27 protein-coding genes and 1 tRNA gene are annotated in these 25,737 nt (G+C 66.8%); 6 read left to right on the top strand and 22 right to left on the bottom strand.

What is annotated here, in order from left to right; all coding sequences use genetic code 11:
- Positions 1-50: 50 nt before the first annotated feature.
- The 4 genes from Q4F19_RS01255 to Q4F19_RS01240 all read right to left on the bottom strand — a co-directional run bounded on the left by Q4F19_RS01255 (position 51) and on the right by Q4F19_RS01240 (position 3,904).
- A complete protein-coding gene (locus tag Q4F19_RS01255; RefSeq protein ID WP_303539325.1) occupies positions 51-605 on the bottom strand; it encodes an ankyrin repeat domain-containing protein in 555 nt (184 codons plus the stop codon).
- Positions 605-2,296: a catalase gene (locus Q4F19_RS01250; RefSeq protein WP_303539324.1), complete on the bottom strand. Its 1,692-nt coding sequence runs from the start codon at positions 2,294-2,296 to the stop codon at positions 605-607. Before Q4F19_RS01250 ends, Q4F19_RS01255 begins: the two co-directional genes overlap by 1 nt.
- Positions 2,297-2,428: 132 nt before the next feature.
- Positions 2,429-2,872: a GFA family protein gene (locus tag Q4F19_RS01245; protein ID WP_303539323.1), complete on the bottom strand. Its 444-nt coding sequence runs from the start codon at positions 2,870-2,872 to the stop codon at positions 2,429-2,431.
- A gap of 3 nt (positions 2,873-2,875) precedes the next feature.
- Positions 2,876-3,904, bottom strand: coding sequence for an aspartate-semialdehyde dehydrogenase (locus Q4F19_RS01240; protein WP_303539322.1), 1,029 nt, complete (start codon positions 3,902-3,904; stop codon positions 2,876-2,878).
- 82 nt (positions 3,905-3,986) lie between these two features.
- Between Q4F19_RS01240 and Q4F19_RS01235 the strand changes: the two genes are divergently transcribed.
- The 4 genes from Q4F19_RS01235 to Q4F19_RS01220 all read left to right on the top strand — a co-directional run bounded on the left by Q4F19_RS01235 (position 3,987) and on the right by Q4F19_RS01220 (position 8,104).
- Positions 3,987-5,420, top strand: coding sequence for an MFS transporter (locus Q4F19_RS01235; RefSeq protein ID WP_303539321.1), 1,434 nt, complete (start codon positions 3,987-3,989; stop codon positions 5,418-5,420).
- Positions 5,421-5,473: 53 nt separating this feature from the next.
- Complete coding sequence (locus tag Q4F19_RS01230; protein ID WP_303539320.1) at positions 5,474-6,298, top strand: alpha/beta fold hydrolase; 825 nt, start codon at positions 5,474-5,476, stop codon at positions 6,296-6,298.
- Between the two features lie 118 nt (positions 6,299-6,416).
- A complete protein-coding gene (locus Q4F19_RS01225; protein WP_303539319.1) occupies positions 6,417-7,079 on the top strand; it encodes a DUF6975 family protein in 663 nt (220 codons plus the stop codon).
- Between the two features lie 80 nt (positions 7,080-7,159).
- Positions 7,160-8,104 carry a MerR family transcriptional regulator gene (locus Q4F19_RS01220; RefSeq protein ID WP_303539318.1) on the top strand — a complete coding sequence of 315 codons (945 nt, stop codon included), beginning with the start codon at positions 7,160-7,162 and terminating at the stop codon, positions 8,102-8,104.
- Positions 8,105-8,120: 16 nt separating this feature from the next.
- Here the strand turns inward: Q4F19_RS01220 and Q4F19_RS01215 are convergent, their stop codons facing one another.
- The 5 genes from Q4F19_RS01215 to Q4F19_RS01195 form a co-directional block, all read right to left on the bottom strand.
- Positions 8,121-8,450 (bottom strand): hypothetical protein, encoded by a 330-nt coding sequence (locus tag Q4F19_RS01215; RefSeq protein ID WP_303539317.1) that lies wholly within the window; start codon positions 8,448-8,450, stop codon positions 8,121-8,123.
- Entirely contained in the window at positions 8,447-9,562 is a 1,116-nt protein-coding gene (locus tag Q4F19_RS01210) for an anhydro-N-acetylmuramic acid kinase (RefSeq protein ID WP_303539316.1), read from the bottom strand. Before Q4F19_RS01210 ends, Q4F19_RS01215 begins: the two co-directional genes overlap by 4 nt.
- A 270-nt stretch (positions 9,563-9,832) precedes the next feature.
- A complete protein-coding gene (locus tag Q4F19_RS01205) occupies positions 9,833-10,507 on the bottom strand; it encodes a CAP domain-containing protein (protein WP_303539315.1) in 675 nt (224 codons plus the stop codon).
- Positions 10,508-10,692: 185 nt separating this feature from the next.
- On the bottom strand, positions 10,693-11,136 hold the full coding sequence (locus tag Q4F19_RS01200; protein ID WP_303539314.1) for a septal ring lytic transglycosylase RlpA family protein: 444 nt from the start codon (positions 11,134-11,136) through the stop codon (positions 10,693-10,695).
- Positions 11,137-11,203: 67 nt separating this feature from the next.
- On the bottom strand, positions 11,204-12,313 hold the full coding sequence (locus Q4F19_RS01195; RefSeq protein WP_303539313.1) for a lytic murein transglycosylase: 1,110 nt from the start codon (positions 12,311-12,313) through the stop codon (positions 11,204-11,206).
- Positions 12,314-12,417: 104 nt separating this feature from the next.
- Between Q4F19_RS01195 and Q4F19_RS01190 the strand changes: the two genes are divergently transcribed.
- Positions 12,418-12,507: transfer RNA gene (locus Q4F19_RS01190), tRNA-Ser, on the top strand.
- 106 nt (positions 12,508-12,613) lie between these two features.
- Complete coding sequence (locus Q4F19_RS01185) at positions 12,614-13,798, top strand: tetratricopeptide repeat protein (protein ID WP_303539312.1); 1,185 nt, start codon at positions 12,614-12,616, stop codon at positions 13,796-13,798.
- Between the two features lie 13 nt (positions 13,799-13,811).
- Here the strand turns inward: Q4F19_RS01185 and Q4F19_RS01180 are convergent, their stop codons facing one another.
- The 13 genes from Q4F19_RS01180 to rpsB form a co-directional block, all read right to left on the bottom strand.
- Positions 13,812-14,192 (bottom strand): VanZ family protein, encoded by a 381-nt coding sequence (locus Q4F19_RS01180; RefSeq protein ID WP_303539311.1) that lies wholly within the window; start codon positions 14,190-14,192, stop codon positions 13,812-13,814.
- A 102-nt stretch (positions 14,193-14,294) separates the two neighbouring features.
- Positions 14,295-14,525, bottom strand: a complete 231-nt coding sequence (gene rpmE, locus Q4F19_RS01175; protein WP_303539310.1) for a 50S ribosomal protein L31 — start codon at positions 14,523-14,525, stop codon at positions 14,295-14,297.
- 101 nt (positions 14,526-14,626) lie between these two features.
- The gene (gene fabZ, locus Q4F19_RS01170) at positions 14,627-15,100 is read right to left on the bottom strand and encodes a 3-hydroxyacyl-ACP dehydratase FabZ (RefSeq protein WP_303539309.1); all 474 of its coding nucleotides are present in this window, start codon (positions 15,098-15,100) and stop codon (positions 14,627-14,629) included.
- A 6-nt stretch (positions 15,101-15,106) separates the two neighbouring features.
- On the bottom strand, positions 15,107-15,748 hold the full coding sequence (locus Q4F19_RS01165; protein ID WP_303539308.1) for an OmpH family outer membrane protein: 642 nt from the start codon (positions 15,746-15,748) through the stop codon (positions 15,107-15,109).
- Positions 15,748-18,372 carry an outer membrane protein assembly factor BamA gene (gene bamA, locus Q4F19_RS01160; protein WP_303539920.1) on the bottom strand — a complete coding sequence of 875 codons (2,625 nt, stop codon included), beginning with the start codon at positions 18,370-18,372 and terminating at the stop codon, positions 15,748-15,750. Before bamA ends, Q4F19_RS01165 begins: the two co-directional genes overlap by 1 nt.
- Before the next feature lie 140 nt (positions 18,373-18,512).
- Positions 18,513-19,646: an RIP metalloprotease RseP gene (gene rseP / locus Q4F19_RS01155; RefSeq protein ID WP_303539307.1), complete on the bottom strand. Its 1,134-nt coding sequence runs from the start codon at positions 19,644-19,646 to the stop codon at positions 18,513-18,515.
- Positions 19,643-20,806, bottom strand: coding sequence for a 1-deoxy-D-xylulose-5-phosphate reductoisomerase (locus Q4F19_RS01150; protein WP_303539306.1), 1,164 nt, complete (start codon positions 20,804-20,806; stop codon positions 19,643-19,645). The genes rseP and Q4F19_RS01150 overlap by 4 nt, the downstream gene beginning before the upstream one ends.
- The gene (locus tag Q4F19_RS01145; RefSeq protein WP_303539305.1) at positions 20,803-21,573 is read right to left on the bottom strand and encodes a phosphatidate cytidylyltransferase; all 771 of its coding nucleotides are present in this window, start codon (positions 21,571-21,573) and stop codon (positions 20,803-20,805) included. Before Q4F19_RS01145 ends, Q4F19_RS01150 begins: the two co-directional genes overlap by 4 nt.
- 6 nt (positions 21,574-21,579) lie before the next feature.
- Positions 21,580-22,323 carry an isoprenyl transferase gene (locus Q4F19_RS01140; protein ID WP_303539304.1) on the bottom strand — a complete coding sequence of 248 codons (744 nt, stop codon included), beginning with the start codon at positions 22,321-22,323 and terminating at the stop codon, positions 21,580-21,582.
- Positions 22,320-22,877 (bottom strand): ribosome recycling factor, encoded by a 558-nt coding sequence (gene frr, locus Q4F19_RS01135; protein WP_303539303.1) that lies wholly within the window; start codon positions 22,875-22,877, stop codon positions 22,320-22,322. The genes Q4F19_RS01140 and frr overlap by 4 nt, the downstream gene beginning before the upstream one ends.
- Before the next feature lies 1 nt (position 22,878).
- Positions 22,879-23,604: a UMP kinase gene (gene pyrH, locus Q4F19_RS01130; protein WP_303539302.1), complete on the bottom strand. Its 726-nt coding sequence runs from the start codon at positions 23,602-23,604 to the stop codon at positions 22,879-22,881.
- Between the two features lie 165 nt (positions 23,605-23,769).
- Positions 23,770-24,720 (bottom strand): translation elongation factor Ts, encoded by a 951-nt coding sequence (gene tsf / locus Q4F19_RS01125; RefSeq protein ID WP_303539301.1) that lies wholly within the window; start codon positions 24,718-24,720, stop codon positions 23,770-23,772.
- A gap of 123 nt (positions 24,721-24,843) precedes the next feature.
- Positions 24,844-25,596 (bottom strand): 30S ribosomal protein S2, encoded by a 753-nt coding sequence (gene rpsB / locus Q4F19_RS01120; RefSeq protein WP_303539300.1) that lies wholly within the window; start codon positions 25,594-25,596, stop codon positions 24,844-24,846.
- Between the last annotated feature and the right edge of the window lie 141 nt (positions 25,597-25,737).

Below are 25,737 nucleotides of genomic sequence, written 5' to 3'. Positions count from 1 at the left end.
AGAAGAAAAACAGCACTTCGACAAGCTCAGTGCGAACGGGAAAAGGAAGGCTATTGCGGCTTCGCGCCCAGCGTCTGCGCCACGGCATCGCTCCCCTGCGCCGCCGCCACGCCGGCCGCGGTTCGGCCCGAGGCATCGGCGATCGCCGGATCCGCGCCTGCCTTCAGCAGCATGTCGATCTGCTTCGTGCGCGCGAACAAAGCCGCCATCATCAGCGCCGTCTGCCCCGCATGATTGCGGACATTGACGTCGCATTTTTCCTTGAGCAGCCGCGCCGCGATTGCGTCGTCGCCCTTGAAGGCGACGCCCATCTGCGCGGTATTGCCCTGCGTCGCGTCGGGCTTGCACGGATCGGCACCGACCGCGAGCAAGGCCTCCACCGCCGCCGCCTGGCCATTATAGGCCGCCAGGATCAGCGGGGTGAAGCCACGCGCCTCATAGGCGTTCACGTCGGCGCCGTTCTTGACGAGCAACGGGATCAGATCGACCCGCCCCAGCTTCGCCGCCTCGAACAGCAGTTCCTGCCGCCGCTCGGGCGGAGGCAGCGCCGCCGCAGGCGCCGGGGCCGCGCCGGCGAGCGCAGCCCCCAACACGAGGCTCAGCATCACTGCTTGCCGGCGTAACGCGCGTCGACCGCCGCCTGATAATCCGCGACCGCCTTGCTGACGTCGCTCGACGGCACGTTGACCGCCTTGGCGAGCCGCATCCCCAGATCCTTGTCGGCCTGGGTGAAGTAGCTGACCATGATCGTCTTGGTCCGCGCCGAGGTCACGACATTGAGGTCACCCGCCAGATTCTTGACGAGGTCGGCCTTGTCCATCGGCTTGAGCGAGCGATAGAAATCGCCCGCCTGATCGAACGGCTCGGTTTTCGAGATCGGCGCGGTCTGGACGATCGCATCGACCTTGTACGGCGTCGGCGCGAAGCTGGGATCGACCGCCTTCTGCTGGGTGACCGACGGGAAGTAGTTCACGTCGACCTTGCCCGTCGCCGTATCCAGCTGCCCGTCCTGATAGTTGTTGACGACCGGCACGCGCGGGCGGTTGACCGGCAGGTCCATCACGTTCGCGCCGACACGATAACGCTGCGTGTCAGAATAGGAAAAGAGCCGGCCCTGCAGCATCCGATCGGGCGACTGCTCGATGCCGGGCACCAGATTGGCCGGCGCGAACGCCGATTGCTCGGTCCAGCGGAAGAAATTCTCCGGCACCTTGTTGAGCGTCATCTCGCCGATCTTGCGGAACGGCACGCCCAGCCACTCCTTCGTGTCGTCGAAGCCATTGTAAGGCAGCTTGCCCACCTCGTCGGCGGTCAGCGTCTGCACCATCAGGTCCCAGGTCGGAAAATTGCCCGCCGCGATCTCGCCATAGAGATCGTCGGTCAGATAATTGAACGGCGCCTTGTTCGCCGCATCGCCGTTGAGGCTCTTCACGCCCTGATGGCTGATCCAGCGGAACTTGGCGAAGACGGTCTGGCCCTGCGCATTGACGAGCTTGAACGCGTGGACGCCATTGCCGTCCATCGTCCGGTACGAGGCCGGCGTACCGAGGTTCGAATAGACATGCACCAGCATGTTGGTCGCCTCGGGCGTGCCCGAGAAGAACTCGAACAGCCGGTTCGGATCCTGCTTGTTGGTCACCGGCGACGGCTTGAGCGAATGGATCATGTCCGGAAACTGGATCGCGTCGCGGATGAAGAAGATCGGCAGATTGTTGCCGACGAGATCCCAATTGCCCTGATCGGTATAGAATTTGACCGCGAAGCCGTGCGGATCGCGCAGGCCTTCGGGGCTGCCCGAGGGATGGATGACGGTCGAGAAGCGCACAAACACCGGCGTTTCCTTGCCGGCGGTGAACAACGACGCCTTGGTCAGCGGCGAGATATCGGCGGTCGCGCGGAATATGCCCAGTGCGCCCGTGCCGCGCGCATGGACGACGCGCTCGGGCACGCGCTCGCGATCGAAGCGCGCAAGCTTCTCGATCAGCGTCGTGTCCTCGAGCAGCACCGGCCCGGCGTCACCGGCGGCAAGCGAATTGCGGTTCGATCCGATCGGCGCGCCATTGTCGCGCGTCATCTGCGGCGCGACGGCGCCCGCGGCCTGGGTATCGACCGTGCCGGCGACTCCAGCTTGCGCGGCACGCGGCTTGGTGGCGGCGATCGGCTCGGCGACGGTACTCATCCGGGTTTCGACCTGCGTCGCTGCCGGATCGGCGGATTGAGCAAGCACGGGCAACGCGGTCGATACGAGCAGCATCGCCAGCGCCGGACGCGCGCTGCGGTAAAAATCGAGGCTCATCGGCTCTCTCCCTGTTTTCTGATGAACAGGGAATACGCCCGAACCCACTAAACGGGACACACGATTTTTTGAAAGATTTTGATCGAGTGGGGCGATCAGGAGAAACTACGGATAAGCGCGACGTTAGCTAGGTCAGGTCGCTTGCGGCCTAGCCATAAGCGCCGCGAACTCCGCCGGCGCCGGCGCCTCGGGCCATTGCGGCACGCCGTCCGGAAGCACGAACCACGTCTGGCGATAGGCCGTGAAGATATGGCCTGTGCAGACCAGTTCTTCGGATCGATCGAGCGTGCCGGCGCGCACCACAGCGACGCCCGGTCGGCGCGTGTTCGTATTGTAGATCCGCGCATGGCAGACCGCGCAGACCCGCTGCGTCGATGTCCGGTCGTCGGTCGTCTTCTCGTAGATTGCGATCGGCCCGGTCACGGTCAGGCTGGCTTCGGGGACGAGCGCCTGCAGGCTGAAGGCGCTTCCCGTCCAGCGCTGGCACAGATGGCAATGGCAGGCATAGGTGGAGGGCAGCGCGTCCAGCGCCAGCGTGTACCGCACCGCGCCGCAGCGGCAGCCGCCCTCCACCATCGATCAGCCGTCCTTTTTCAGGTGGCGCCGCCCCAGCAGTTCGGCGATCTGGACCGCATTCAGCGCTGCGCCCTTGCGAAGATTATCCGAGACGCACCACAGGACGAGCCCGTTCTCCACGGTCGGATCCTCGCGCACGCGGCTGACGAAGGTCGCGAACTCGCCGACGCATTCGATCGGGGTGATGTAACCACCATCCTCGCGCTTATCGATCAGCATGATCCCCGGCGCCTCGCGCAATATGTCCTGCGCTTCCTTGGCCGAAATCTCGTCCTCAAACTCGATGTTGATCGCTTCCGAATGGCCGACGAACACGGGCACGCGCACGCAGGTCGCGGTCACCTTGATCTTCGGATCGAGGATCTTCTTGGTCTCGACGACCATCTTCCACTCTTCCTTGGTGTAGCCGTCGTCCAGGAAGCTATCGATGTGCGGGATCACGTTGAACGCGATCTGCTTGGTGAACTTCTTCGCCTCGGCCGGATCACCGACGAAGATGTTGCGGCTCTGCTCGAACAGCTCGTCCATGCCTTCCTTGCCCGCGCCGGACACCGACTGGTAGGTCGAGACGACGACGCGCGTGATCTTCGCCTTGTCGTGGAGCGGCTTCAGCGCGACGACCATCTGCGCGGTCGAGCAGTTCGGATTGGCGATGATGTTGCGCTTGCGATAGCCGTCGATCGCCTGCGGATTCACCTCGGGCACGATCAAGGGCACGTCCGGATCCATCCGGTAGAGCGAGCTGTTGTCGATGACGATGCAGCCGGCAGCAGCCGCGATCGGCGCATATTTCGCGGTCGCCTCGGAGCCGATCGCGAACAGGGCCATGTCCCAGCCGGTCCAGTCGAAATGCTCGATATTCTGGATCTTGTACTTCTGGCCGGTGTCGCCAAAATCCACTTCCAGGCCCTGGCTGCGCGACGAGGCGAGCACGGCGATGGCGTCGATCGGGAATTCCCGCTCGGCGAGGATGTTCAGCATTTCGCGACCGACATTGCCGGTCGCGCCTGCGACGACGACACGATAACCCATTCTTCAAGCTCCTATGACGCGCGCGGCTTTAGGCATAACGGCGTCCTTGTCCAGCGACGCGCGCCCGAGGAATCTGTGACCCATGCAAACTGACGATGCCGTGCCCGCCGCCGGACTCGAAGGATGGCGCTTCACCCTCGCGGTTGCAGCGATCAGCCTCGGCACGATGCTTACGATCATCGACGGCGCGATCGCGACCGTCGCCCTGCCGACGATTTCGCGCGACCTTCACGTCGACAATTCGTCCGCCGTGCTCGTCGTCACCGTCTATCAACTCGTGCTCGTCATGGCGCTCTTGCCCTTCTCGGCGCTCGGCGACCGGATCGGGCTCAAGCGGCTCTACCAGGGCGGGCAGATCGTCTTCACGATCGCGACGGTGCTCTGCTTCTTCGCGCACAGCCTCGGCTTCCTGCTCGTCGTCCGCGCGCTGCAGGCGGCGGGCGCCGCAGCGGCCCTGTCGGTGATGGCGGCGATGATCCGCGTCGTCTATCCACCCAAGCATCTCGGCCGCGGGCTCGGGCTCAACAACATCATGGGTTCGGTCTCGGGCGCGCTCGCGCCGACCGCGGGCGGGCTGATCCTCGCGGTCGCGCCCTGGCCGTGGGTGTTCGCGATGGCCGCGCCCTTCGCGATCCTGTCGCTCGCGCTCGGCCGCTGGGGCCTGCCCGACGTACCGCCGCGCAAGACCGGTCCCTACAATCTCGCCGGCGCGATGCTCAACATGGCGACGTTCGGCCTGATCATCTCGGGGCTGGAGGCGCTCGTACACGGCAATTCGCCGATCGTCAGCCTCGCGGTTGTCGCGATCGGCATATTGTTCGGCGTCGCCCTGGTGTTCCACGAACGGCGCGAACCCGTGCCGATCCTGCCGGTCGATCTGCTTGCGCGTCCTGTCCTCGCGCTCTCGGTGGCGGGCGCCTTCCTCGCCTTCAGCGCCTCGCAGATGATCATCCTCTCGCTGCCCTTCCGCCTCCAGCACGGCTATGGCTTCCCGCCGAGCGAGGTCGGCGTGATGATCGCGCCCTGGCCGCTGACGACGATGATCGTCGCGCCGATCGCCGGCTCGCTCTCCGATCGTTATCCGGCGGGCCTGCTCGGCGGCATCGGCATGGTCATCGCGACCACCGCCTTGGTCTTCCTCGCCTTCCTGCCGTTGCACCCGACCTATATCGATATCGCCTGGCGGATGTCGCTGTGCGGCGCGGGCTTCGGCATGTTCCTGTCGCCCAATGCGCGGCTCATCATCGGCTCCGCCCCGCGCGAGCGCGCCGCCTCGGCGGGGGGCCTCGTCTCCACCACCCGCCTCGTCGGCCAGACGATGGGCGCGACCGGGGTCGCGACGGTCCTCGCTTTCGGCTTCGCGACGACGAATGTGCCGCCGCTCGTCGCCGCAGGCCTCGCGGTCGTCGCCGGTCTGTTCAGCATCGCGCGGCTGCGCCCGTCGCTCCGCAACCCGACCAGCCGCGAAACCGAAGCGGCCCAGCCCGGCGCGCACGGCGGCATCGGCGCCGCCTGAGACCAAATTCCCGTCCGGGCGTTAAGCCCTTCCTCGGACAGGAGAAACATCCCGTGCCCTTCGTCAAGACCAGCGACAATGTCGATCTCTACGTTAAGGATTGGGGCAGTGGCCGCCCGGTCATCCTGCTCCACGGCTGGCCGCTTACGTCCGACAGCTGGGACGATCAGGCGCTTGCGCTCGCGCAGGCCGGCCACCGGGTCATCGCCTATGACCGCCGTGGCTTTGGCCGTTCGTCGCAGCCCTTCGGCGGTTACGATTACGACACGCTCGCCGACGATCTCGCGCAGGTCATCGACGCGACCGGCGTCACGGATGCGACTCTCGTCGGCTTCTCGATGGGCGGCGGCGAGGTCGCGCGCTACATGTCGCGCCACGGCGGCAAGGGCATCGCCAAGGCGGGCCTGATCTCGTCGGTCGTCGCCTATCTGCTGAAGGACGAGAGCAATCCGGACGGCGTCCCCGAAAGCGTGTTCGACGATCAAATGAAGGCCCCGATCCTGAAGGACCGCGCCGCCTTCTTCGCGAGCTTCGCCGAGCAATTCTACGGCGTCGGCTACATCAGCAGTCCCGTCAGCCAGCAGATGATCGATCTGTTCTGGACCCAGGCGATGGCCGCCGGCCTGCCCGGCACGCTCGCCTGCATTGATTCGTTCGGCAAGACCGATTTCCGCCCGGACCTGTCCGCCTTCCGCGTACCGACCCTGATCATCCACGGCACGTCGGACAAGACCGTCCCGATCAAGCCCTCCGCGCGCGCCGCCGCCGCAGGGATCGCTGGCGCGCAGCTCATCGAATATGATGGCGCGCCGCACGGCCTGAACGTAACCGAGAAAGATCGCTTTACCGCCGATCTGCTGTCGTTCGCGGCGGCCTGACGGATCGAAATCCGGGCGATGCGCAATATGGCAAAGGCTCCGTAAACCAGACCTTTACGCCCTCCGGTATAAATGTTCGGCCACGAGGGGTCGTGAAGCACTTTGATTGGAGCTGTGTATGCGCGTCGCCCTGGAACCCTCTGCCCTTGATCGGGGCGGACTGCTCACGTCGCTCGTCGCGGGTGAGGGCAGCGCAACCCACGCCTGGCTGCATTCGGCCGAACTGAATGCGGGGCCGCTCGCCACGCGCAACCTTTCGGACATGCTCCACCTGCTGACGATGCTCCACGGGCCCCAGCCGGGCCTGATCGAGCTCGTCGCCGAGCATAATATCTGGCCGGGCGGTGACGCCTGGCTCGCCGATGCGGTGCGCGGCTTCGCGGCCGAGCGCGGCAATCTCGGCGCCCTAATCGTCGCTGCCGGCCCGGTTCCGAGCACGCCCGGCGAGGCCGCGACCGTCTCCGCAGTGATCGCGCAGCGTCAGGCGATGGCGACGATCGCCCGGTCCGATCGATTCGGCTGCGCGATCGGCGCGGTCGCGGGCCTGCTCTTCGATTGGCTGCCGATCCGTGCCGCGCTCGAGACCGCAGCGGCCCGCCTCGGCGTCGATTTCACCGCGCCGCGCCTGCCGAGCGAAGAGGATACGGCCGACATGCTCGCCGCCATGCCGGACAGGGAACGGCTCGAACGCACGCTCGTCTTCGGCGCGCGCCAGATCCTGCTCCATCATCAGTGCCTGCTCGATCTGCTCGCGACTCGCGCGGGCGCACGGCAGGGCTGAGCGACCCGGATATCGCCGCTTGACCCGGCCCCCGGGGTCGGCCCGATAGAGGATCATCGTCCCTCGCAATCGGGTGCTTCATGGGGTCTGCCAGCCGAAACCTTTCGCCCGCGCGGGCGGCCGCGCGCCTCGGCGTCTCGATCAAGGCGCTGCGCCTCTACGAGCGGAGCGGGCTGATCGCGCCGGGCCGCTCGGCCGTTGGCTGGCGGCTCTATTCGCCCGCCGACATGGCGCGCGCAGCCGAGATCGTCGCGCTCCGCACGCTCGGCATCGGGCTTGCCGATATGGCGCGTCATCTCGACGGCGGCGCCGACGATCTGGCGGCGCGGCTCGCAGCGCAGGACGGCAAGCTGCGCGACCAGGCCCGCTCGATCGCGGTCGCGCGCGCCAACCTTCGCACGCGGCGGCAGGCAAGCGCGAACGTGCCCGCCCCTATCGTTCTCCCGTGGCCGTGGGAAGGCGAGACGTTCGACCTTTCCGCATTGCGCCCGCTCACCTTCCTCACCGGCCCGCTCGGCAGCGGCAAGACACGCTTGGCCGAACGGCTCGCGGCCGAACTGCCCGGCGCGCTCTATCTGGGACCCGACCGCCGAGCGGCCGCGCCGAGCGCGCGCGTGGATCAGGCGATGGACGTGCTGGCGGCGCGCGGCGCCGAGCGGTCGGATGCCTTGCGCGCGCTCGTCGATGCGCTCGATAGGGACGCTCCCTCGACCTTCGTGATCGACATGGTCGAGGACGGGCTCTCGACCGCGAGCCAGCGAGCGTTGGTGGCGCATCTGCGCGCCGGCGGGCGCAACGGCCACATGCTGATCCTGATGACGCGATCAACCGCGATCCTCGATTGCGATCTGGTGGCGCCTGACGAGGCGATCATCCTCTGCGCCGCCAATCACGGCCCGCCGCTCTTCGTGGAGCCCTGGCCCGGCGGCCATGGGTACGAGGCGCTCGCCACCTGTCTCGCCGATCCCGCGGTTCGGGCGCGCACCGCCGGCGTCATCGCGATGCGGATGACGATCGGCGCCTGAACGCCGCCCCCCCGCTTCAGGGTTTGGCGGCAGCCGCTTCGTCGAACACGAAGCCCGGCGCTTCCATCGCCTCGGCCTTCTTCGTCCGGCGATCGTAGAGGCACAGGAAGGTGCCCGAAGCGCCCTTCATGAAGCGCTGCGTATAGGTGCCGCGCACGAGCAAGGCCGTCTTGGCCGACGTGTCGGAGAAATCGAGTACGTTCGACACGCTCGGCGCGCGCAGGCCGGCGGCGGCGATGCACGCCCGCCGCGCCGCGATGTGCATCGCGCTCCACGCGGCGGGCGTCGATGCGGCGACGGGAGTCAGCGCGATTGCCGCCAGCGGCAGGAGGATCCGTCTCGTCATGCCGCTTGCGTCCTCTTGGTCGGGGTATGGATGGTCCCGCCGGTCATCGGGCCGGGAGCGCCGGTCGTTCCGGGAAAGCTGATCGGCAGCCCGCGCAGGCTGCGCACCGCCATATAGGCAAAGCCCTCCGCCTCGGTCGCGTCGCCATTCCATCCCAGCGCCTCGATCGGCTCGGGCACCAGCGCGCAGGCCTCTCCGATCATCCGCATCAGCACCGGATTGTGCCGCCCGCCGCCCGCGACGATGATCCGCGCCGGCCGCTCGGGCACCAGCCGCAAGGCCAGGGCCACCGTTTCGGCGGTAAAGCGCGTCAGCGTCGCCGCGCCATCCTCCAGGCTGAGGCCCATCGCCGGCTGATCGGTGAAATCGTGCCGGTCGAGGCTCTTCGGCGCGGGCAGATCGAACCACGGATTGTCGAGCATCGTATCGAGCACGCTGTGATGGACGCTCCCCGCCGCCGCCAGCGCGCCGCCGGCATCGAAGGCGGCGCCCGTCTGGTGCTCGACCCACTGATTGACGAGCCCGTTGGCCGGGCCCGTGTCGAACGCGATCAGCGCCTCATCCGCGCCGATCCACGTGAGATTGCCGACCCCGCCGAGGTTGAGCACCGCCACCGGCTGGGGCAGGCCCGCGCAGAGAGCGCGATGATAGACCGGCAGAAGCGGCGCGCCCTGCCCGCCCGCCGCGACATCGGCAATCCGTAGCTGGTCGACGACCGTTATGCCGATCCGCTCGGCGAGGCCGGCGCCATCGCCGATCTGCCACGTCCAGCCGCGATCCGGGCGGTGCGCGATCGTCTGCCCGTGAAAACCGACGACGCCGACATCGGCGGCAGCAGTGCCCGCCTGAGCGAGCAGCCGCTCGACCGCATCGGCATGGCGCGCGGTCAGCATCCGCTCGGCGATGGCGATGACCGGATCATCCCCCGGCCGCTCCATTTCCAGCGCGCGCTGGACGGCGGCTCGGATCGCGGCGCGCTCGTCGCCGGTATAGTCGTCGCCGACAAATTCGATCGGGCGGACATGCCCTTCGCCGTCCGTCTTGATCAGCGCCGCATCGACGCCATCGAGCGAGGTTCCGGACATCAAGCCGATCGCGAGCAACTTTTCCATGCGCCCGATCCTAGACGCGGAAGGCGCCGCCCGTCATCCCCGCGCGTCGCTCGTCCTTACCCGCTAGAAAGGATGAAGCGGACGCGGCGCGTCTAAGGCAGACTTGCGTCGCCTTGTATCAGACCTCCGGCGTCGGCTTTGGCGGCGCGTGACGCACCTTGGCGCGGTCGCAGCGCCGGCAGCGCGACACCGTCGTTCCCGGCCGCGCGGTCGATCGGGTGCGCCAGCGGTGCAGGCCGAGGCCGCAGAGCAAGCGCGACACAGCGCCGCTCACCGCGCCGATGCGATCCTGAAGCGGGCGCTCCGGTCGTCCATCTGTCCGCCCGGCGCATCCGCCATGTCGATGACGCACATCGTCCGGAAGGTGGGATGCGGACCGCACGCGACGCCTGCATAGCGCAGATGGCTGGCGAAGACCGCGCGGCGATGCCCACGATTCGGCACGCCATCGTCGACGACGAGCTGGCGCACGACATCGGCCGCATCGAACGCACCGTAAGCGATGACCTCCGTGACCATCCCGCCGCCGCCGCGCCGCTCGACCCGTGACCACGGCCCCGAACCGTCCGCCCCGAAATGACCCGTCCGGCCGGATCGGCTTTGCTGCGCGACATGATCCGCCGCCGCTGCCGCCAGCACCGGATCGGACGCGAGTTGTACCCGCCCCCCGGCGCCCGACAGGAACGTCAGCGCCTCATCGACCGGCACCGCGCCCTCGCGCGTACGATAGCTGATCCGTGTGCCAGGCATCGTTACGATCTTGCCGCGCAGATGCTGGCGATAGCTTCTGAGATCCGCGACATGCGCGCCGGGCTCGGCCCGCATCGCGTTGAGCGCGGCGAACACCTGCGCTTCCAGCCCCGTCGACGCGCCGACGACCGTCGCCGTCGCCGGAACCGTCGCAAGGACGAGAGACGCCGCGGCGATCGCGCCGGCCGCGCGCACGGCGCTCCGTTTCCGTAACCAGATCATTGCCCACCCCTGAGCGTTTCGTGCCATCCGACAGCCATTCCTGCCGTGTGCCACACCAGCGTTATCAGGCGATTAAGACAGGCCGAACAGGGGGGCGGCGCTCCGTCCGTCCGATCCCGCTGCGGTTCGGCGCATGCGCAGGCGGTCTCGGCCGCATCTCACCGCTGCGGCGTGACGCTCGACAGCGGCTCGGCAGCGCGGCCCGATCGCAGCGCGCGCCTGACTTTCTCGCTCGGGAAGACGCGGCGCACCCGCACCCGCGCGGTGCCCGTGCGCACGATCCCCAGTTCCTCGGCCGCGCCGCGCGACAGATCGATGATCCGCCCCTCCACGAACGGCCCGCGATCGTTGACGCGCACGATGATCCGGCGGCCCGTGGCGAGCGCCGTCACCTCGACATAGGAAGGCAAAGGCAAGGTCTTGTGTGCGGCGCCGACGCGGTTCTGCTTGAACTTCTCGCCGTTGGCGGTGCGGCCACCCTGCCCCGGACCGTACCAGGACGCGGAGCCGACCTCGTCATAATCCGCGTCGTCCGCGGGCACATAGGTCCGCCCGCGCACCTGATAGGGTTTGCCGATCTTGACCGGCGTGTCGGGCACCATGTGGTTGCCCGCGCACGATGCGAGCAGCAGCGCCGCCGCCAGCGTCGCGACCCGGCCAAGGCCTGTCTTACTCAGGACGCGACACCTCGTCCGCTAGCAGCCCGACCGAAAGCGCGTAGAAGTTCGAGCAATTGTAATCGAGGATCGCCTGGTAATTGGTCGTCAGCAGATAGGCGGTCGCCCCCGGCCCGTCGGGCTCGATCAGGCTCGCCAGTTCGCTGTCGGCCGGCACCGGCGCGCCGGCGATCATCACGCCCTTGCCGCGCCACTCGGCGATCGTCAGCCAGCGGCTCAGCCGGACATGGACGCGCGGGCAGCGCGGGCTCGTCAGCGACGAGGCGAGCCCCGTCCGGTCGAAGGTCGAGGGCACGACCACCGGGACGCCCCACGGCACGTTCGGCTTCCACCCGGCATTGACGAGATAATTGCCGATCGAGGCGAGCGCGTCCGCCTCGCTGCGCCAGATATCGGCCTTGCCATTGCCGTCGCCATCGATGCCGAGCCGCAGATATACGCTCGGCAGGAATTGCGGGAAGCCCGTCGCCCCCGCCCAACTGCCCTTCATCACCGAGCGCGGGAAACCCTTGTCGATCAGCTTGAGCGTGTCGATGAATTCCGCGGTGAACAAGGCGCGGCGGCGCCCCTCATAGGCCAATGTCGCGAAGGAGCGGAGGATATCGTAATTGCCGGTGAAGGTGCCGTAGCCCGTCTCGTGCCCGTAGATCGCCAGCATGACCGATTCGGGCACGCCCGTCTTCGCCTCGATCGCCGAAAGCTGGGAGCGCAGGCTCTCGTAGCGCTGCCGCCCGCGCCCGATCCGCACCGGCTCGACATGGCTACGTTTGTAGGGCGCGAAATTGATGCTCGCGGACGGCGCACCGATCGCCCCGCCCGGCTGACCGCGATCGGCGCGGACGACGCGCGGATCGAAGGCGAGATCGGCGACCTCGCGATCGAAGGTCTGCGGATTGACCCCCGCGGCCAGTGCCTGCGGACGCAGCCCGACCACGAAGGCGCGGAAGGCGGTTGCCTCGCGCTCGGCGGCGGTCGGCTCGGCCGGGGGCGCCGCCGGCTCGGCAGCGACCGTCGCGGACTGGTCCGTATCGGGTGGTGCCGTCTCCTGCGCCCATATGGGCGTGGCGACGAACAAAGCGGCAATCAGGATACGCGAAATCATGTCGCCTTCCTGCCACAGCAGGACGCGCTCGTCTCCCCGAACCTCCTCGCGTTGCTCCGCGCCGGCTTGCACAGACGCCCGCCTGCCCCGATAAGCCCGCCGCCGGACAGGTGGCCGAGTGGTTTAAGGCAGCGGTCTTGAAAACCGCCGTGGGTGGAAGCTCACCGTGGGTTCGAATCCCACCCTGTCCGCCAGGGACTTGCATGGCCGCGAACGGACGGGCAACGGGAAGCAACGCGGTCGTAACAAACGCAGCAATCGGGCGTTGGACGATCGATTCACAGTGACGGCACGGATGCGTTGACGGCAGAAACGATCATACAAGCGGACGACGTGGGACCCGGCCAGCCGGAAATATTGTTCAGGTCCGATCATGTCGAAGTGCGCCGCATCCTCGCCGGAGATTTGCGGCATCAAATCGTCACGTTCGAATCCTATCACGACGATGGCGGCTTCGAACGCACCGGCTTCGGCGAGACCTTCTTCGAACGTGCCGGATTTACCGGCATCCACGTGCTGAGCGCCGGCAACGACTGGTATCAATATCCCGAAATCGACGCCGTCCTCGCCGTCATTCGCGAGGCGGTGAGCGGCGCCGAGCGCGTGCTTACTTATGGCTCGAGCATGGGCGGTTACGCCGCAGTGCGCTTTGCCGATGCCGTCGGCGCCACGCACGTCCTGTCGCTGTCGCCGCAATATTCGATCGACCCCAGGCGCGTGAGCGCGGATCGGCGCTGGTGGTGGGATCAGAAACGCATCGGCTTCCTGTCGCGCCACAATGGTACGATCAGCTGCGCCGCCGACGTCGTCGTCGCATATGATCCGACGCTGAAGCTGGACCGGCTGCATGCCGAGTTGATCGGCCGCGATGTCCGTGCTCGCTTCCTCCGCCTAGATTATGCAGGTCACCCGGTGACGACGGTGCTGAGCGAGCTGCATTTGTTGCAGACGATGGCGGTCGCCTTCGCGACCGGACCGCTCGATCTGGGCGCGATCCAAGGCGAGTTCCGGCGCCGCCGGGAGGAGGCTTCGATGTGGCTCGCCGAATATTCGTCGCGCCTGCCCGAAGGCGGCAAGGTCCGCGCGCACGAACTCGCCGCTCGCGCGGTTTCGCTCGCGCCGGGCAGCGCCACGATTCAGCATCAATATGGCATGCGGCTGCATGATCTGGCCCGATATGATGAGGCGGTGCTCGCGCATGAGGCGGCGGTCGCGATCGCTCCGCATCCGATCTTCGTCCTTTCGCTCAGCCGCTCGCTCTTCTTCGCGGGGCGGCTGGAAGAAGCGTTGGAGCGCGCCGAACAGGCGCTCGCCGAGCGAGCATTCGACAGCGAGTATTTCCGCTGGGCGGCACGTGTTCGGCTGGCGATGGGCGATCGCGTCGGCGCCTATGCCCACGCGCGCTCGGCCTTCCTGTTGGCACGGACGCCGCGCAATCTCTGGTCGCTGATCCGGCACGGTGCCGGCAGGTTCGCCGCGCGCTAGACGCGGGCCAGGATCAGGGGGCGACCGGACTCGTTCGGTCGCCTCTGCGGCGGAAGATATAGAGCAGAACCGCACCGAGCAGCAGCCCCAGCGCCAGACCGCATGCGTCTGCGACGACGTCCATTACATCGGCATCGCGATGGACGAGCGGGGTCGCCTGGCTCAGCTCGATGAAGATGCCGAACAGCAGCAGGGCCGCGGCAATCCGGAACGCGCCCTTGCGCGACCAGCCCAGCCGCGCGAGCAGCGCCAGCGTCACGAACGCCAGGACATGACCGTCCTTGTCGCTATTGCCGATCTCGGGCCCGCCCGGGATCACCGCGCAGACATAAGCGAACAGCAACGCGGACCAGAAGCCGATCCGCATGAGACGTTGGACGGTGGCGATGTTCATTGTGCAGCGCAATATCAGCGCCGGTCGGGCGCGGCAATGCGCGCCCGGTGCCGTATGCGACGGTCCGTGGGGGCAGCCGGCCGAAGCCGACCGCCCGACACCTTACTTCTTGGCGAGCGAGAGGCCGCCGAAACGCTTGTTGAAGCGCGCGACCTGGCCGCCCTGATCGAGCAGCGTCCCGCGACCGCCGGTCCAGGCCGGGTGGACGGTGGGATCGATGTCCAGCGTCATCGTGTCGCCCTCGGCGCCCCAGGTGGAGCGCGTCTGGTAGGTGCTGCCATCGGTCATCTGGACCGTAATGACATGATAATCGGGGTGGATACCGCTCTTCATAATCTATGCTCCTGATATGGCTGGTTACCGACCAGCCGGAGGGAAGCGGCGCCCTTACAGGCGGCCGCGCGAAAAGGGAAGCCCGGCGCCCGGGCTCTGGATCAGGCCTTGGGCGGATCGGCGATCATCGCGGTGAAGTTGGCCTGCGCCACCACCTTGCCGTCGATCAGCGCCTTGCCGGCGAACTTGCAGACCGAGGCGCGCTTCTGGACGAATTCGACGTGGAGCTTGAGCAGCACGCCGGGCTCCACCGGGCTGCGGAACTTCGCCTCGTCGATCGCCATGAAATAGACGAGCTTGCCCGAGCCGGCGAGGCCAAGACTCTCGACCGCGAGCACGCCGGCGGCCTGCGCCAGCGCCTCGACGATCAGCACGCCCGGCATGATCGGGCGACCGGGGAAATGCCCCTGGAAGAAGCCCTCGTTGATCGTCACGGCCTTCACCGCGACGATCGAACGATCGGGGATCAGCTCTTCGACGCGATCGACGAGGAGCATGGGGTAGCGGTGCGGGAGCGCCGCCATGACCCGCTGGATGTCCAAGGGGCCGATGTCCGGGCGCTCCACGTCACTCATGCCGGATCAGCGGCCCTGCGGCTGCGGACGCGGAGCGGCCGGCGCGGCGCCGGGTGCTGCGGCAGGCGCCGTCGGCTGCGGACGGACGATCTGCACCGACGTGATCTTCGCATCGAGACGCGGCAGGATCACGGCCGTGACGTCGCCCGCCGGATCGGCGGCGAGCACGGTACCGCGCGGCACGACCAGAGCGGCCTTGCGCTCGGCGCGGACCTGCTCGGCCAGCGGCACGACCGCCTGGATAATCTGCTCGCGCACATAAGCGGCCGAATCCTGGATCGCCTGCTGCAGGCCGAGCGCCTGGTTGCGCGCCTCGGAGACGCGATCCTCGGCCTGGCCGAGCGCCTGCTGCGTGGCGGGCGGAAGCTTCGAGGCGTCGCCGCTCGGGCCGACCAGCTTCTGCGCGGCGGCAACCTGCGTCTGATAGGCGTTGCGCGCCGTCTCGAACGCGGTGTTCGCCTGGCTCTGCGGACCCTGATAGCGCGTCACCATCTGCGCCTGCGCGCTCTTGGCGGCGGCGCTGTCGCTGTACAGGCGCTCGATATCGATCGTCAGGATCCCGCCGGTGGCGGCCTGGGCGAATACGGGCGGCGCGATCGCCACCGAGAGGAGCGCGGCGACGGCCGCGCGCTTGAAGTTCGTCAGCATCAGAATTGCGTCCCTACGTTGAAAGTGAAGAGCTTGGGATCGTCGCCGGCATATTTGACGAGTGCCTTGGCGATGTCGATCCGGAACGGTCCGAATGGCGAGTTCCAGTTGACGCCGAACCCGACCGAAACACGGGGCTTCCAGGTATTACCGACATAGACTTCGCTGAAGCCTGGAATGCTCTGACCATAGATGGCCAGCCCGCTCGGGCAAGCTGTACCCGCGGTCACGTTCTGCGAGGCATTGACGCCGGCGGCATCGTAGCAAAGCCGCGTCCCGTCCGTGTTCAGGATTTCGCGGAACTGGCCGGCGACGGGGATGTTCGTGGTCGCTGGCCGGGTCAGGCCAAAGACCGAGCCCGCAATCGCGAAGATCGACGGGCGCAGGCCCAGCTCGCGCGCGCCATTGCCGAGCGGCAGTTCGAGATCCAGCTTGCCCATATAATAAGCGCGACCACCCAGCGCATCGTCCGACATCTGGCTGCGATCGGTGACGAGATTGCCGTTCGAATCATATGGCACGCGCAACACGCGCGGGCCGACGCCGCGAATGTCGAAACCGGCGAATTCGGGCTGGCCGAGGAAGAAGCGGTCGGTCAGGCGGACCTTGTCGATATTCGCGCCGCGGCTCTTGTTGAGCGAATAGATATAGCCGCCCTCGCCGTTCACCGACAGGATCATCCCCTTGATGACCTGATAATATTGGTGCCCTTCGGCGCGCGTGCGGATGTAGCGGACGCTGCCGCCGAGGCCGGCAATGTCCTGGCTCACGACGAAGCGGCGGCCCGCTGTAGGCCGGCGGCGATCGTTCAGATTGTCGAAGACGATGCTGTAGCCGACCGACGACGTCGTCCGGTTGCCGATCGAATCGCACAGATAGCGGCCGGCGAGCAGGGGATCGCACTGCGACGTGTTCGTCAGGATCGACGTGCCCGTCACCGGATCGGTGATGTAGTTCGAATAGAAGCTGCTCTTGTCGAGGCTGACCTTGTCGAGGCTCAGGCCATATCGCAGCGCGAGGCTCCAATATTCGGTCAGCGGCAGGCCGGCTCGGACCTGGAAGCCCGTGGTCACCTGGCTATAGGTCGTGTTGCGGTCATTGTTCACGTAGTTGAACGAGTTGAGATCGCGGCGGAACACATCGACGCCCAGCGCGATCGACTTGTCGAACAGATAGGGCTCGGTGAAGCCGACGTTGATGGACTTCGAATAGACGGAATAATCGACGCTGGTACGGACTTCCTGACCCTTGCCCATGAAGTTGGACTGGGTGATCGAGGCGTTGACGATGAACTTCTCGAGGCTCGAATAGCCCGCCGAGACCTGCAGCTGGCCGGTCGATTTCTCTTCCAGATTGGCCTCGAGGATGACCTTGTCGGGGGTCGAGCCCTGCTTCTGGCCGATCTCCAGCTTGTCCTGGAAGAAGCCGAGGCTCTGGATGCGATCGCGCGAGCGCTTCACCCGGAACCCGTTGAACGCATCGCCCTCGGCCAGGCGGAATTCGCGGCGGACGACCTTGTCGCGCGTGATCGTGTTGCCGTTGATATCGATCCGCTCGACATAGACGCGCGGCGCGTCCGCAAGCTGGAAGGTCACGCCCATCGTGAGCGATTCCTTCTCGCGATGGAAATCGGGGCGAACGTCGGCGAAGGCATAGCCGAGCAGGCCCGCCGTCTCGGTGATCGTGTCGACCGTGTCCTCGACGATCTTCGCGTTATACCAGTCGCCCTTCTTGAAGCGGATCAGGTATTTCAGCGTGTCGGGCTTCAGATCGCGGATCTGGCTTTCCAGATCGATGTCGCCGAACTTGTAGCGATCGCCTTCCTCGACGACGTACGTGACGATGAAGTCGCGCTTGTTGGGCGTGAGCTCGGCCACGGCGGAGACGACGTGGAAATCGGCATAGCCGTTGGTCAGGTAGAACTGACGCATCTTCTGCTGATCGTAGGCGAGCCGATCGGGATCGTAGCTCGTCCCGCCCGAGAAGATCTTGGTGATGCCGCTCTGCTTCGTCACCATCTCGCCGCGCAGGCGTCCGTCCGAGAATTTCTCGTTGCCGATGATGTTGATCTTGCGGATGCGCGACTTCGGACCCTCGTGGATCTCGAACACGACATCGACGCGATTCTGGTCGAGCTGGACCATCTTCGGCTCGACCGTCGCCGCATAGCGGCCTTGGCGCTTGTAGAGCTCGATGATGCGCGCGACGTCGGCGCGGGTCTTGGAGCGCGTGAAGATCTGGCGCGGCGCGAGCTTGATCTCGGGCCGGATCTTCTCTTCCTTGATCCGCTTGTTACCCTCCAGCACGATCCGGTTGATCACCGGATTCTCGCGCACCTGGAGCACGATATTGCCCGTGTCGGCACCGGCGATCGTCACGTCGGCGAACAGCTCGGACGCGTAGAGATCCTTCAGCGCCTGATCGAGATCGGCAGCCGTATAGGCTTGGCCGGCGACGAGCTTCACGTAGGAACGGACGGTATCCGGCTCCAGACGCTGGTTGCCCGTCACGTTGATCGCCTTGATCGTGCCCGAGATCGTCGCCGGCAGCGCGGCCGCGGGCGGCGGCGCGACGGGCGCGGTGGGAACCGGCGTCCGGACCGGTCGTTGAGCGATCACCGGCATACCCGCGAATGCGGTGCCGATCAGGAAGGCCGAAGCGTAGCGGCGTGCACACGTCTTGTTCTGAAACTTCACCCGTCCGCCCTTAAAACCGATCGCAGTGCCGGGCCCCTTTTCCGGCGCACCGCCCTGCCCCATCCCGTTCAGCCGATCAAGCCGGCAAGCGTCCGCCAGAGACCAAGCGAGCCGAGATCGTTGAACGTCACGAACACCATGAAGCCGAGCAGCATCGCGAGACCTGAACGGAACGCCCAATCGTGCGCCCGTTCGGGAAGCGGCCGTCGGAAAACGCCCTCGATCGTATAGAAGAGGAGATGCCCGCCATCCAGCATGGGGATTGGCAAGAGATTGATGAACCCGAGGTTTATCGAGATCAGCGCCATGAAATGGATGATCGCGATCAGCCCGAACGACACCGTCTCGCCCGAGTAGCGTGCGATCTGGATCGGGCCGCCCAGTTCCTGCGCCGGGCGCCGGCCGGTGACGATCTGGCCGATGACGTCGACCATCGTCCGAACGGTCTGCACCGTCTCGCGCACCGCCGCGCCGACGATCCCGATCGGTCCGCGCCGTTCATAGATGGGCAGCCCCGGGGTCACGCCCAGCAGGCCCATGCGCTGCGGATTGCCGAGATCGTCCATCACCTCGCGCACGCCGGGCGTTGCGGAAACGGCGATCGTCCGCCCGCCGCGCTCGATCTCCAGCGCCATCGGCGTCGCCGGCCGGACCGAGACGTAGATGGCGAGCTCCTCGAAGCGCGAAATGGCGCGCCCGTCGATCGTGACGATCCGGTCGCCCGGCAGGATGCCGGCCTTGGCGGCAGCCGATTTCTCGACGACGCCCGAAATCAGGGCCGGCGTTTGCGGGACGCCATAGAAAGCGAAGAAGCCCGCGAAGATCGCGATCGCGACGAGGAAATTGGTCAGCGGCCCGGCCAGCACGATCAGGAAGCGCTGCCAGAGCGGTTTTCCCTGGAAGGTGCGCGCTTTTTCGGCCTCGGGCAGCGCCTGCCAAGCCGGATCTGTCCTTCCGGCGGGCCCCATGTCGCCCGCAAACTTCACATAGCCGCCGAGCGGCAACAGCGAGACGCGCCAGCGCGTGCCGCGCTTGTCGGTCCAGCCGGTCACTTCGCGGCCCATCCCGATCGAGAAGGTCTCGGCATGGACGCCGAACCAGCGGCCGACGAAATAATGGCCCAGCTCGTGCAGGAAGACGAGCGGGCCGATCACGACGATGAAGCCGAATATCGCGAGGAGAATATTGGGCACGGCCATCATCGGGAAAGCGTCTCCACCACCTGCGACGCGCGGACGCGCGCCTCGGCATCGATCGCGAGTACATCGTCGATCGACGCCGGATGGGGTGCCGCATAGCACGAACGGACTTTCTCGACGATTAAGGCGATATCGAGAAAGCCGACCCGGCCGGCGAGAAAGGCGGCGACCGCGATTTCGTTGGCCGCATTGAGGATCGCCGGCGCCGCGCCGCCTTCGCGCAGCGCATCGAGTGCGAGGCCGAGCGCGGGGAAGAGATCGAAATCGGGCGCCTCGAAATCCAGCCGGCCGACGCTGGCCAGATCCAGCCGCGCGCAGGGCGTCTCCATCCGCTCCGGCCAGGCAAGCGTGTGCGCGATCGGCGTCCGCATGTCGGGTGTACCGAGCTGGGCCAGCACCGACCCGTCGACATATTCGACCATGCTGTGGACGACCGATTGCGGGTGGACGATCACGTCGAGCTTGTCCGCGCCGACCGGGAACAGGTGGAAGGCCTCGATCAGCTCGAGCCCCTTGTTCATCAGCGTCGCGCTATCGACCGAGATCTTGGCGCCCATCGACCAATTGGGGTGCTTGACCGCCTGAGCAGGCGTCATGCCGGCCATCTCGTCGCGGGTGAGACCCCGGAATGGCCCGCCGCTCGCGGTCAGGATGATCTTTCGCACGCGCTCCGCAGATCCATGCGGAAAGCATTGGAATACGGCGTTATGTTCGCTGTCCACGGGCAGCAGGGTCGCGCCGTGGTCGCTCGCGACGCGCGTCATCAGCGCGCCGGCCGAGACCAGAGCCTCCTTGTTGGCGAGCGCGACGGTCGCGCCCTGCCCAAGCGCCGCCATCACCGGCCGCAGCCCCGCAGTGCCGACGATCGCCGCCATCGTCCAGTCGGCGCCCATCGCCGCCGTCTCGACGATCGCCTCCTCGCCGGCGGCCGCCTCGACGCCGCTGCCCGAAAGCGCGACTTTGAGATCGGCATAGAGCGCCGGATCGAGGATCACCGCGCGCTCCGCCCGCGTCCGGCGCGCCGCGTCGGCGAGCTTTGCGACGCTGCGCGCGGCGGTCAGCGCCTTGATGCGGAAGCGCTCCGGCTCGCGCTCGATCAGATCGAGCGTGGAGGCACCGATCGAACCCGTCGCGCCGAGGATCGTGACCGACCGTGCGCTCACAGCACACCACCCGCGACCAAAGTCGCGACGAGAGCCGCGACCGGCACGAGCCCGTCGATCCGGTCGAGAATGCCGCCATGCCCCGGCAGCAGCCGCCCGCTATCCTTGACGCCCGCCTGCCGCTTGAGCGCGCTCTCATAGAGATCACCCGCCTGCGCGACGATCGCCAGCGGCGCGCCCAGCCACAAGGTGGCACCCGGCAGTCCGAACATCGCGCCCACCGCCGCGCCGCCCAGCAACGCTGCCACCATCCCACCGAGCAACCCCGCCCAGGTCTTCTTCGGGCTGAGCTTGGGCGAAAGCTTGGGTCCGCCGACCGCACGCCCGACGAAATAGGCGCCCGTATCCGTCAGGATGACGATAAGGATGGTCCACAGCGCGAGCCCGAAGCCCTGCGGCTGGCTTCGAAGAAACAGCAGACTGATCGCCGGCGCGCCCGCATAGATCAGTCCCCAGCCGACCTTGCCGCTGCCGACCGCCATCGCCGCGACGATCGCGAGGATCGAGAGCAGTGCCACTGTATCGCGCACCGGTCCCCACGAGCCCGGCGATGCGACGAGCAGGACGATGGCGAACAGGCCGAGCGCGATCGCCGTCCGCGCGGTGGCCGAGCCGGCCAGCGCCGCCCATTCCAGAAGAGCGATCGCCGCCACGATCGCGACGAACGCCCACAACAACCATCCGCCGGCGACCAGCGCCGCCAGCGCGACGATGGCCGCCAGGCTCCCGACGAGCGCGCGGGTTCCAAGATCGGAAACGCCCGACATTTGCGGTCAGCGGCCGCCGAAGCGGCGTTCACGCCGCCCGAAATCGGCCAGCGCGCCCTCCAGCGCCGCCCGATCGAAATCGGGCCAGAGCGTGTCGGTGAACAGCAGTTCGGCATAGGCTGCCTGCCAGAGCAGGAAGTTGGACAGCCGACTCTCGCCCGACGTGCGGATCATCAGATCGAGCGGCGGAAGGCCTGCCGTATCCAGGCATTCGTCGAACAGATCGACATCGATGTCGGCCGGGTCGAGCGATCCGGCCCTCGCCGCCTCGGCCAACTGTCGGGCGACGCGCACCAGTTCGTCCTGGCCGCCATAATTGAGCGCCAGCGCAACGGTCAGCCCTGTATTGCCCGCGGTGCGCGCGCAGGCGGCTTCCAGTTGCGCGACCAGATCGGGTGCGAACTTGCCATAATCGCCGATCAGGCGAAGCCGCACGCCGTTGCGATCCAGCTCGTCGATCTCGCGCTGGAGGTAGAGGCGCAGCAGCCCCATGAGATCGGAAATCTCGTCCGCCGGGCGCCGCCAATTCTCCGACGAAAAAGCATAGAGCGTCAGCGCCTCGATGCCGAGTTCGCCTGCGGCGCGGATCGTGCGGCGGACCGCCTCCATCCCCTGGCGATGCCCGGCGACGCGCGGCAGATGCCGGGCCTTCGCCCAGCGCCCATTGCCATCCATGATGATGGCGACGTGGCGGGCTCCCGCAAGGCCGCCTCCGGGGGCGGCGACAGGGCGTGCCGAGCCCCGGTTCACTTGCCCAGGATTTCCTTTTCCTTGGCGGAGGTGGCGGCATCGGCATCGGCGACGGTCGCGTCGGTCAGCTTCTGGACCTCGGCCTCGAGGCGCTTGCGCTCATCCTCGCTGATCTCGCCCTTCTTCTCGTCGGTCTTGAGCGTGTCCATGCCGTCGCGGCGGACGTTGCGGACGGCGATCTTCGCCTTTTCGGCGAAGGTGCCGGCGAGCTTGGCGAGTTCCTTGCGGCGGTCCTCGGTCAGATCCGGGATCGGGATGCGGAGGTTCTGGCCATCGGTGATCGGGTTGAGCCCGAGATCGGCCGAGCGGATCGCCTTGTCGACGACGCCGACGTTCGACTTGTCCCAGACCTGCACCGCCAGCATCCGCGAATCCGGCGTCGTCACGGTCGCGACCTGGTTGAGTGGCATATGCGCGCCATAGACCTCGACCGTGATCGTATCGAGCAGGGAGGTGGAGGCGCGGCCGGTGCGCAGGCCCTGCAGATCGTGCTTCAGCGCCTCGACGGCGCCGGCCATGCGGCGCTCCAGATCGGCCTTGTTATAGGCGGGCATCTCAGTTTCCTTCGTTCCGCACGGTCGTTGCCGTGCCATTGCCGGCGAGCACGGTGGCAAGGTTGCCCTGCTCGCGAATATTGAACACCACGATCGGAATATCATTGTCACGGCACAGCGCCACCGCGCTCGCATCCATCACCTTCAGATTGTCGGACAATACCCGATCATAGGTGACTGTTTCATAACGCTTTGCGGTCAAAACCTTCTTCGGATCGGCATCATAGACGCCGTCGACCGACGTGCCCTTGAACAAGGCATCGCACTTCATCTCGGCGGCGCGGAGCGCAGCGCCCGTATCGGTGGTGAAGAAGGGGCTGCCGACGCCGGCAGCGAAGATCACGACCCGGCCCTTATCAAGGTGGCGCTCGGCGCGGCGGCGGATGAAGGGCTCGCACACCGTCTGCATCGGGATCGCCGACTGGACGCGCGTATCGACGCCGATCTGCTCGAGCGCATTCTGCACCGCGAGCGCGTTCATCACCGTCGCCAGCATGCCCATATAATCGGCGGTCGCGCGCTCGATCCCCTTGGCGGCCGCCGAAAGCCCGCGGAAGATATTGCCCCCGCCGACGACGATGCACAGCTCGAATCCGGCTTCGCGCGCCGCGGCGATCTCGCCGGCCACGCGTGCGGTGGTCACGGGATCGATCGCCAGGGCGCCCTCGCCCATCAGCACCTCGCCCGAGAGCTTGAGAAGGATGCGTTTGAAGGGCGGCTTCGACATGCCTGGGAAGGGTCCGATACTGGTGGAAACGACGGCCACTCTTAGAGAGGCGCGGTCGCGGTGCCAAGGCTCCGATACGCATCGGAAACGACAGTCGGCCTCAAGAAAAAGGCCCCGTCCCTCGATCGAGGAACGGGGCCCTTCTGCTTGGCCGATCGGAACCGATCAGTTGACCGGTGCCGGATCCTTCTGGCCGACGCCCGATGCGGCGGCGACTTCGGCGGCGAAATCGCTTTCTTCCTTCTGGATGCCTTCGCCCAGCTGGAAGCGGACATAATCGGTCAGCGCGATCGATCCGCCCGCATCCTTCGCGGCGGCCGCGATCACGTCGGCGATCTTGGTTTTGTTATCCATGACGAAGACCTGGCTGATCAGCGCATTTTCCTTGCGGAACTTCGCGATCGCACCCTCGACCATCTTCTCGATGATGTTCTGCGGCTTGCCCGAAGTAGCGGCCTTTTCCATCGCGATGGCGCGCTCGCGCTCGACCATCGCCTCGTCGAGGCCTTCCTCGTGCAGCGCCAGCGGCGACGCGGCGGCGATGTGCATCGCGAGCTGCTTGCCGAGCGCCTCGATCTTGTCGACTGGGGCCGAGCCTTCGAGCGCGACGAGTACGCCGATCTTGCCGATGCCCGTGCCGGCGGCGTTGTGGATGTAGGACACGACCGCGCCCTCGTTCACCGACACCAGCTTCGCGCGGCGCAGCTGCTGATTCTCGCCGATCGTCGCGACGTTCGCGGTCAGCTTCTCGGTGACGGTGCCGCCGCCCGGATAGGCAGCCGCGCCGAGCGCCTCGATGCTGTCGCCGGTCTGCAGCGCCAGCTTCGAAACCGTACGGACGAAATCCTGAAACTGCTCGTTCTTGGCGACGAAGTCGGTCTCGCTGTTCACCTCGACGGCCGCGCCCGTCTTGCCTTCGACGGCGACGCCGACGAGGCCCTCGGCCGCGGTGCGGCCGGACTTCTTGGCCGCGGTGGCGAGGCCCTTGGTGCGCAGCCAATCGATGGACGCTTCCATGTCGCCGTTATTTTCGACGAGCGCCTTCTTGCAATCCATCATGCCGGCGCCCGAACGCTCGCGCAGATCCTTCACGGCAGCAGCGGTAATGTCCGCCATCGCAATGTCCTTTCCTGAAAACTGGAGCACGTCGCCCCGGCGGAGGCCGGGGCCGCTGGACGATCGGGCGATGCGCCCGGTCTCAAGCGATCCCGGCCTGCGCCGGGATTGACGACAATGTGATTACGCGATCGCGGCTTCGGCCGGCGGAGCCTCGGACGCGCCGAAATCCTCGCCGCTGTCGCGACGATTGCCGATATTGCCGCGCGTCGCAGCTTCGGCCACCGCATCGCAATAGAGGCGGATCGCGCGGCTGGCGTCGTCATTGGCGGGCACCGGGAAGGCGATGCCGTCCGGCGACACGTTCGAATCGAGGATCGCGACGACCGGGATGCCGAGCGTATTGGCTTCCTTGATCGCGAGCTCTTCCTTGTTCGCGTCGATCACGAACATGATGTCGGGCACGCCGCCCATGTCGCGAATGCCGCCGAGCGACTGCTCGAGCTTGTCGCGCTCGCGCGTGAGCTGCAGCACTTCCTTCTTGGTCAGGCCGTGCGTGTCGCCCGAAAGCTGCTCTTCCAGTGCCTTGAAGCGCTTGATCGAACCCGAGATCGTCTTCCAGTTGGTGAGCATGCCGCCCAGCCAGCGATGGTTGACGAAATGCTGGCCCGAGGCGCGTGCCGCGTCCGCAATCGGATCCTGCGCCTGGCGCTTGGTGCCGACGAACAGGACCTTGCCGCCGCCGGCGACGGTGGACGAGATGAACTCCAGCGCGCGCGCCATCAAAGGCACGGTTTGCGAGAGATCGATGATGTGGATGCCGTTGCGATCGCCGAAGATGTAAGGCTTCATCTTCGGGTTCCAGCGGTGCGTCTGGTGACCGAAATGCGCGCCCGCGTCGAGCAACGCCTGCATGGATACGGTGGGTGCCGCCATGATTATTCTCCTACCCGGTTTGACCTCTGCGCGGCTGGAACCGTCGCGAACCTGAAAGGTCCGCTCGGGCACCGGTATGGATGCCGCGCATGTGGAATGGCGCCGCCCCTACACGGCTCGCGCCTCGACCGCAAGATAGCC

This window comes from Sphingomonas natans, assembly GCF_030546695.1.
In the GTDB taxonomy this organism is placed as follows: domain Bacteria; phylum Pseudomonadota; class Alphaproteobacteria; order Sphingomonadales; family Sphingomonadaceae; genus Sphingomonas_I; species Sphingomonas_I natans.
The sequence above is the reverse complement of the archived record's forward strand: the minus strand, read 5'-3'. Positions and strand labels throughout refer to the sequence as shown.

What these genes read in the sequence shown, in the direction of transcription:
- Q4F19_RS01255 (WP_303539325.1), bottom strand. Translation starts at nt 605, where the DNA reads ATGCTGAGCCTCGTGTTGGGGGCTGCGCTCGCCGGCGCGGCCCCGGCG.
- Q4F19_RS01250 (WP_303539324.1), bottom strand. Translation starts at nt 2,296, where the DNA reads ATGAGCCTCGATTTTTACCGCAGCGCGCGTCCGGCGCTGGCGATGCTG.
- Q4F19_RS01245 (WP_303539323.1), bottom strand. Translation starts at nt 2,872, where the DNA reads ATGGTGGAGGGCGGCTGCCGCTGCGGCGCGGTGCGGTACACGCTGGCG.
- Q4F19_RS01240 (WP_303539322.1), bottom strand. Translation starts at nt 3,904, where the DNA reads ATGGGTTATCGTGTCGTCGTCGCAGGCGCGACCGGCAATGTCGGTCGC.
- Q4F19_RS01235 (WP_303539321.1), top strand. Translation starts at nt 3,987, where the DNA reads ATGCAAACTGACGATGCCGTGCCCGCCGCCGGACTCGAAGGATGGCGC.
- Q4F19_RS01225 (WP_303539319.1), top strand. Translation starts at nt 6,417, where the DNA reads ATGCGCGTCGCCCTGGAACCCTCTGCCCTTGATCGGGGCGGACTGCTC.
- Q4F19_RS01220 (WP_303539318.1), top strand. Translation starts at nt 7,160, where the DNA reads ATGGGGTCTGCCAGCCGAAACCTTTCGCCCGCGCGGGCGGCCGCGCGC.
- Q4F19_RS01215 (WP_303539317.1), bottom strand. Translation starts at nt 8,450, where the DNA reads ATGACGAGACGGATCCTCCTGCCGCTGGCGGCAATCGCGCTGACTCCC.
- Q4F19_RS01210 (WP_303539316.1), bottom strand. Translation starts at nt 9,562, where the DNA reads ATGGAAAAGTTGCTCGCGATCGGCTTGATGTCCGGAACCTCGCTCGAT.
- Q4F19_RS01200 (WP_303539314.1), bottom strand. Translation starts at nt 11,136, where the DNA reads ATGGTGCCCGACACGCCGGTCAAGATCGGCAAACCCTATCAGGTGCGC.
- Q4F19_RS01195 (WP_303539313.1), bottom strand. Translation starts at nt 12,313, where the DNA reads ATGATTTCGCGTATCCTGATTGCCGCTTTGTTCGTCGCCACGCCCATA.
- Q4F19_RS01180 (WP_303539311.1), bottom strand. Translation starts at nt 14,192, where the DNA reads ATGAACATCGCCACCGTCCAACGTCTCATGCGGATCGGCTTCTGGTCC.
- rpmE (WP_303539310.1), bottom strand. Translation starts at nt 14,525, where the DNA reads ATGAAGAGCGGTATCCACCCCGATTATCATGTCATTACGGTCCAGATG.
- fabZ (WP_303539309.1), bottom strand. Translation starts at nt 15,100, where the DNA reads ATGAGTGACGTGGAGCGCCCGGACATCGGCCCCTTGGACATCCAGCGG.
- Q4F19_RS01165 (WP_303539308.1), bottom strand. Translation starts at nt 15,748, where the DNA reads ATGCTGACGAACTTCAAGCGCGCGGCCGTCGCCGCGCTCCTCTCGGTG.
- bamA (WP_303539920.1), bottom strand. Translation starts at nt 18,372, where the DNA reads ATGCCGGTGATCGCTCAACGACCGGTCCGGACGCCGGTTCCCACCGCG.
- rseP (WP_303539307.1), bottom strand. Translation starts at nt 19,646, where the DNA reads ATGATGGCCGTGCCCAATATTCTCCTCGCGATATTCGGCTTCATCGTC.
- Q4F19_RS01145 (WP_303539305.1), bottom strand. Translation starts at nt 21,573, where the DNA reads ATGTCGGGCGTTTCCGATCTTGGAACCCGCGCGCTCGTCGGGAGCCTG.
- frr (WP_303539303.1), bottom strand. Translation starts at nt 22,877, where the DNA reads ATGCCCGCCTATAACAAGGCCGATCTGGAGCGCCGCATGGCCGGCGCC.
- pyrH (WP_303539302.1), bottom strand. Translation starts at nt 23,604, where the DNA reads ATGTCGAAGCCGCCCTTCAAACGCATCCTTCTCAAGCTCTCGGGCGAG.
- tsf (WP_303539301.1), bottom strand. Translation starts at nt 24,720, where the DNA reads ATGGCGGACATTACCGCTGCTGCCGTGAAGGATCTGCGCGAGCGTTCG.
- rpsB (WP_303539300.1), bottom strand. Translation starts at nt 25,596, where the DNA reads ATGGCGGCACCCACCGTATCCATGCAGGCGTTGCTCGACGCGGGCGCG.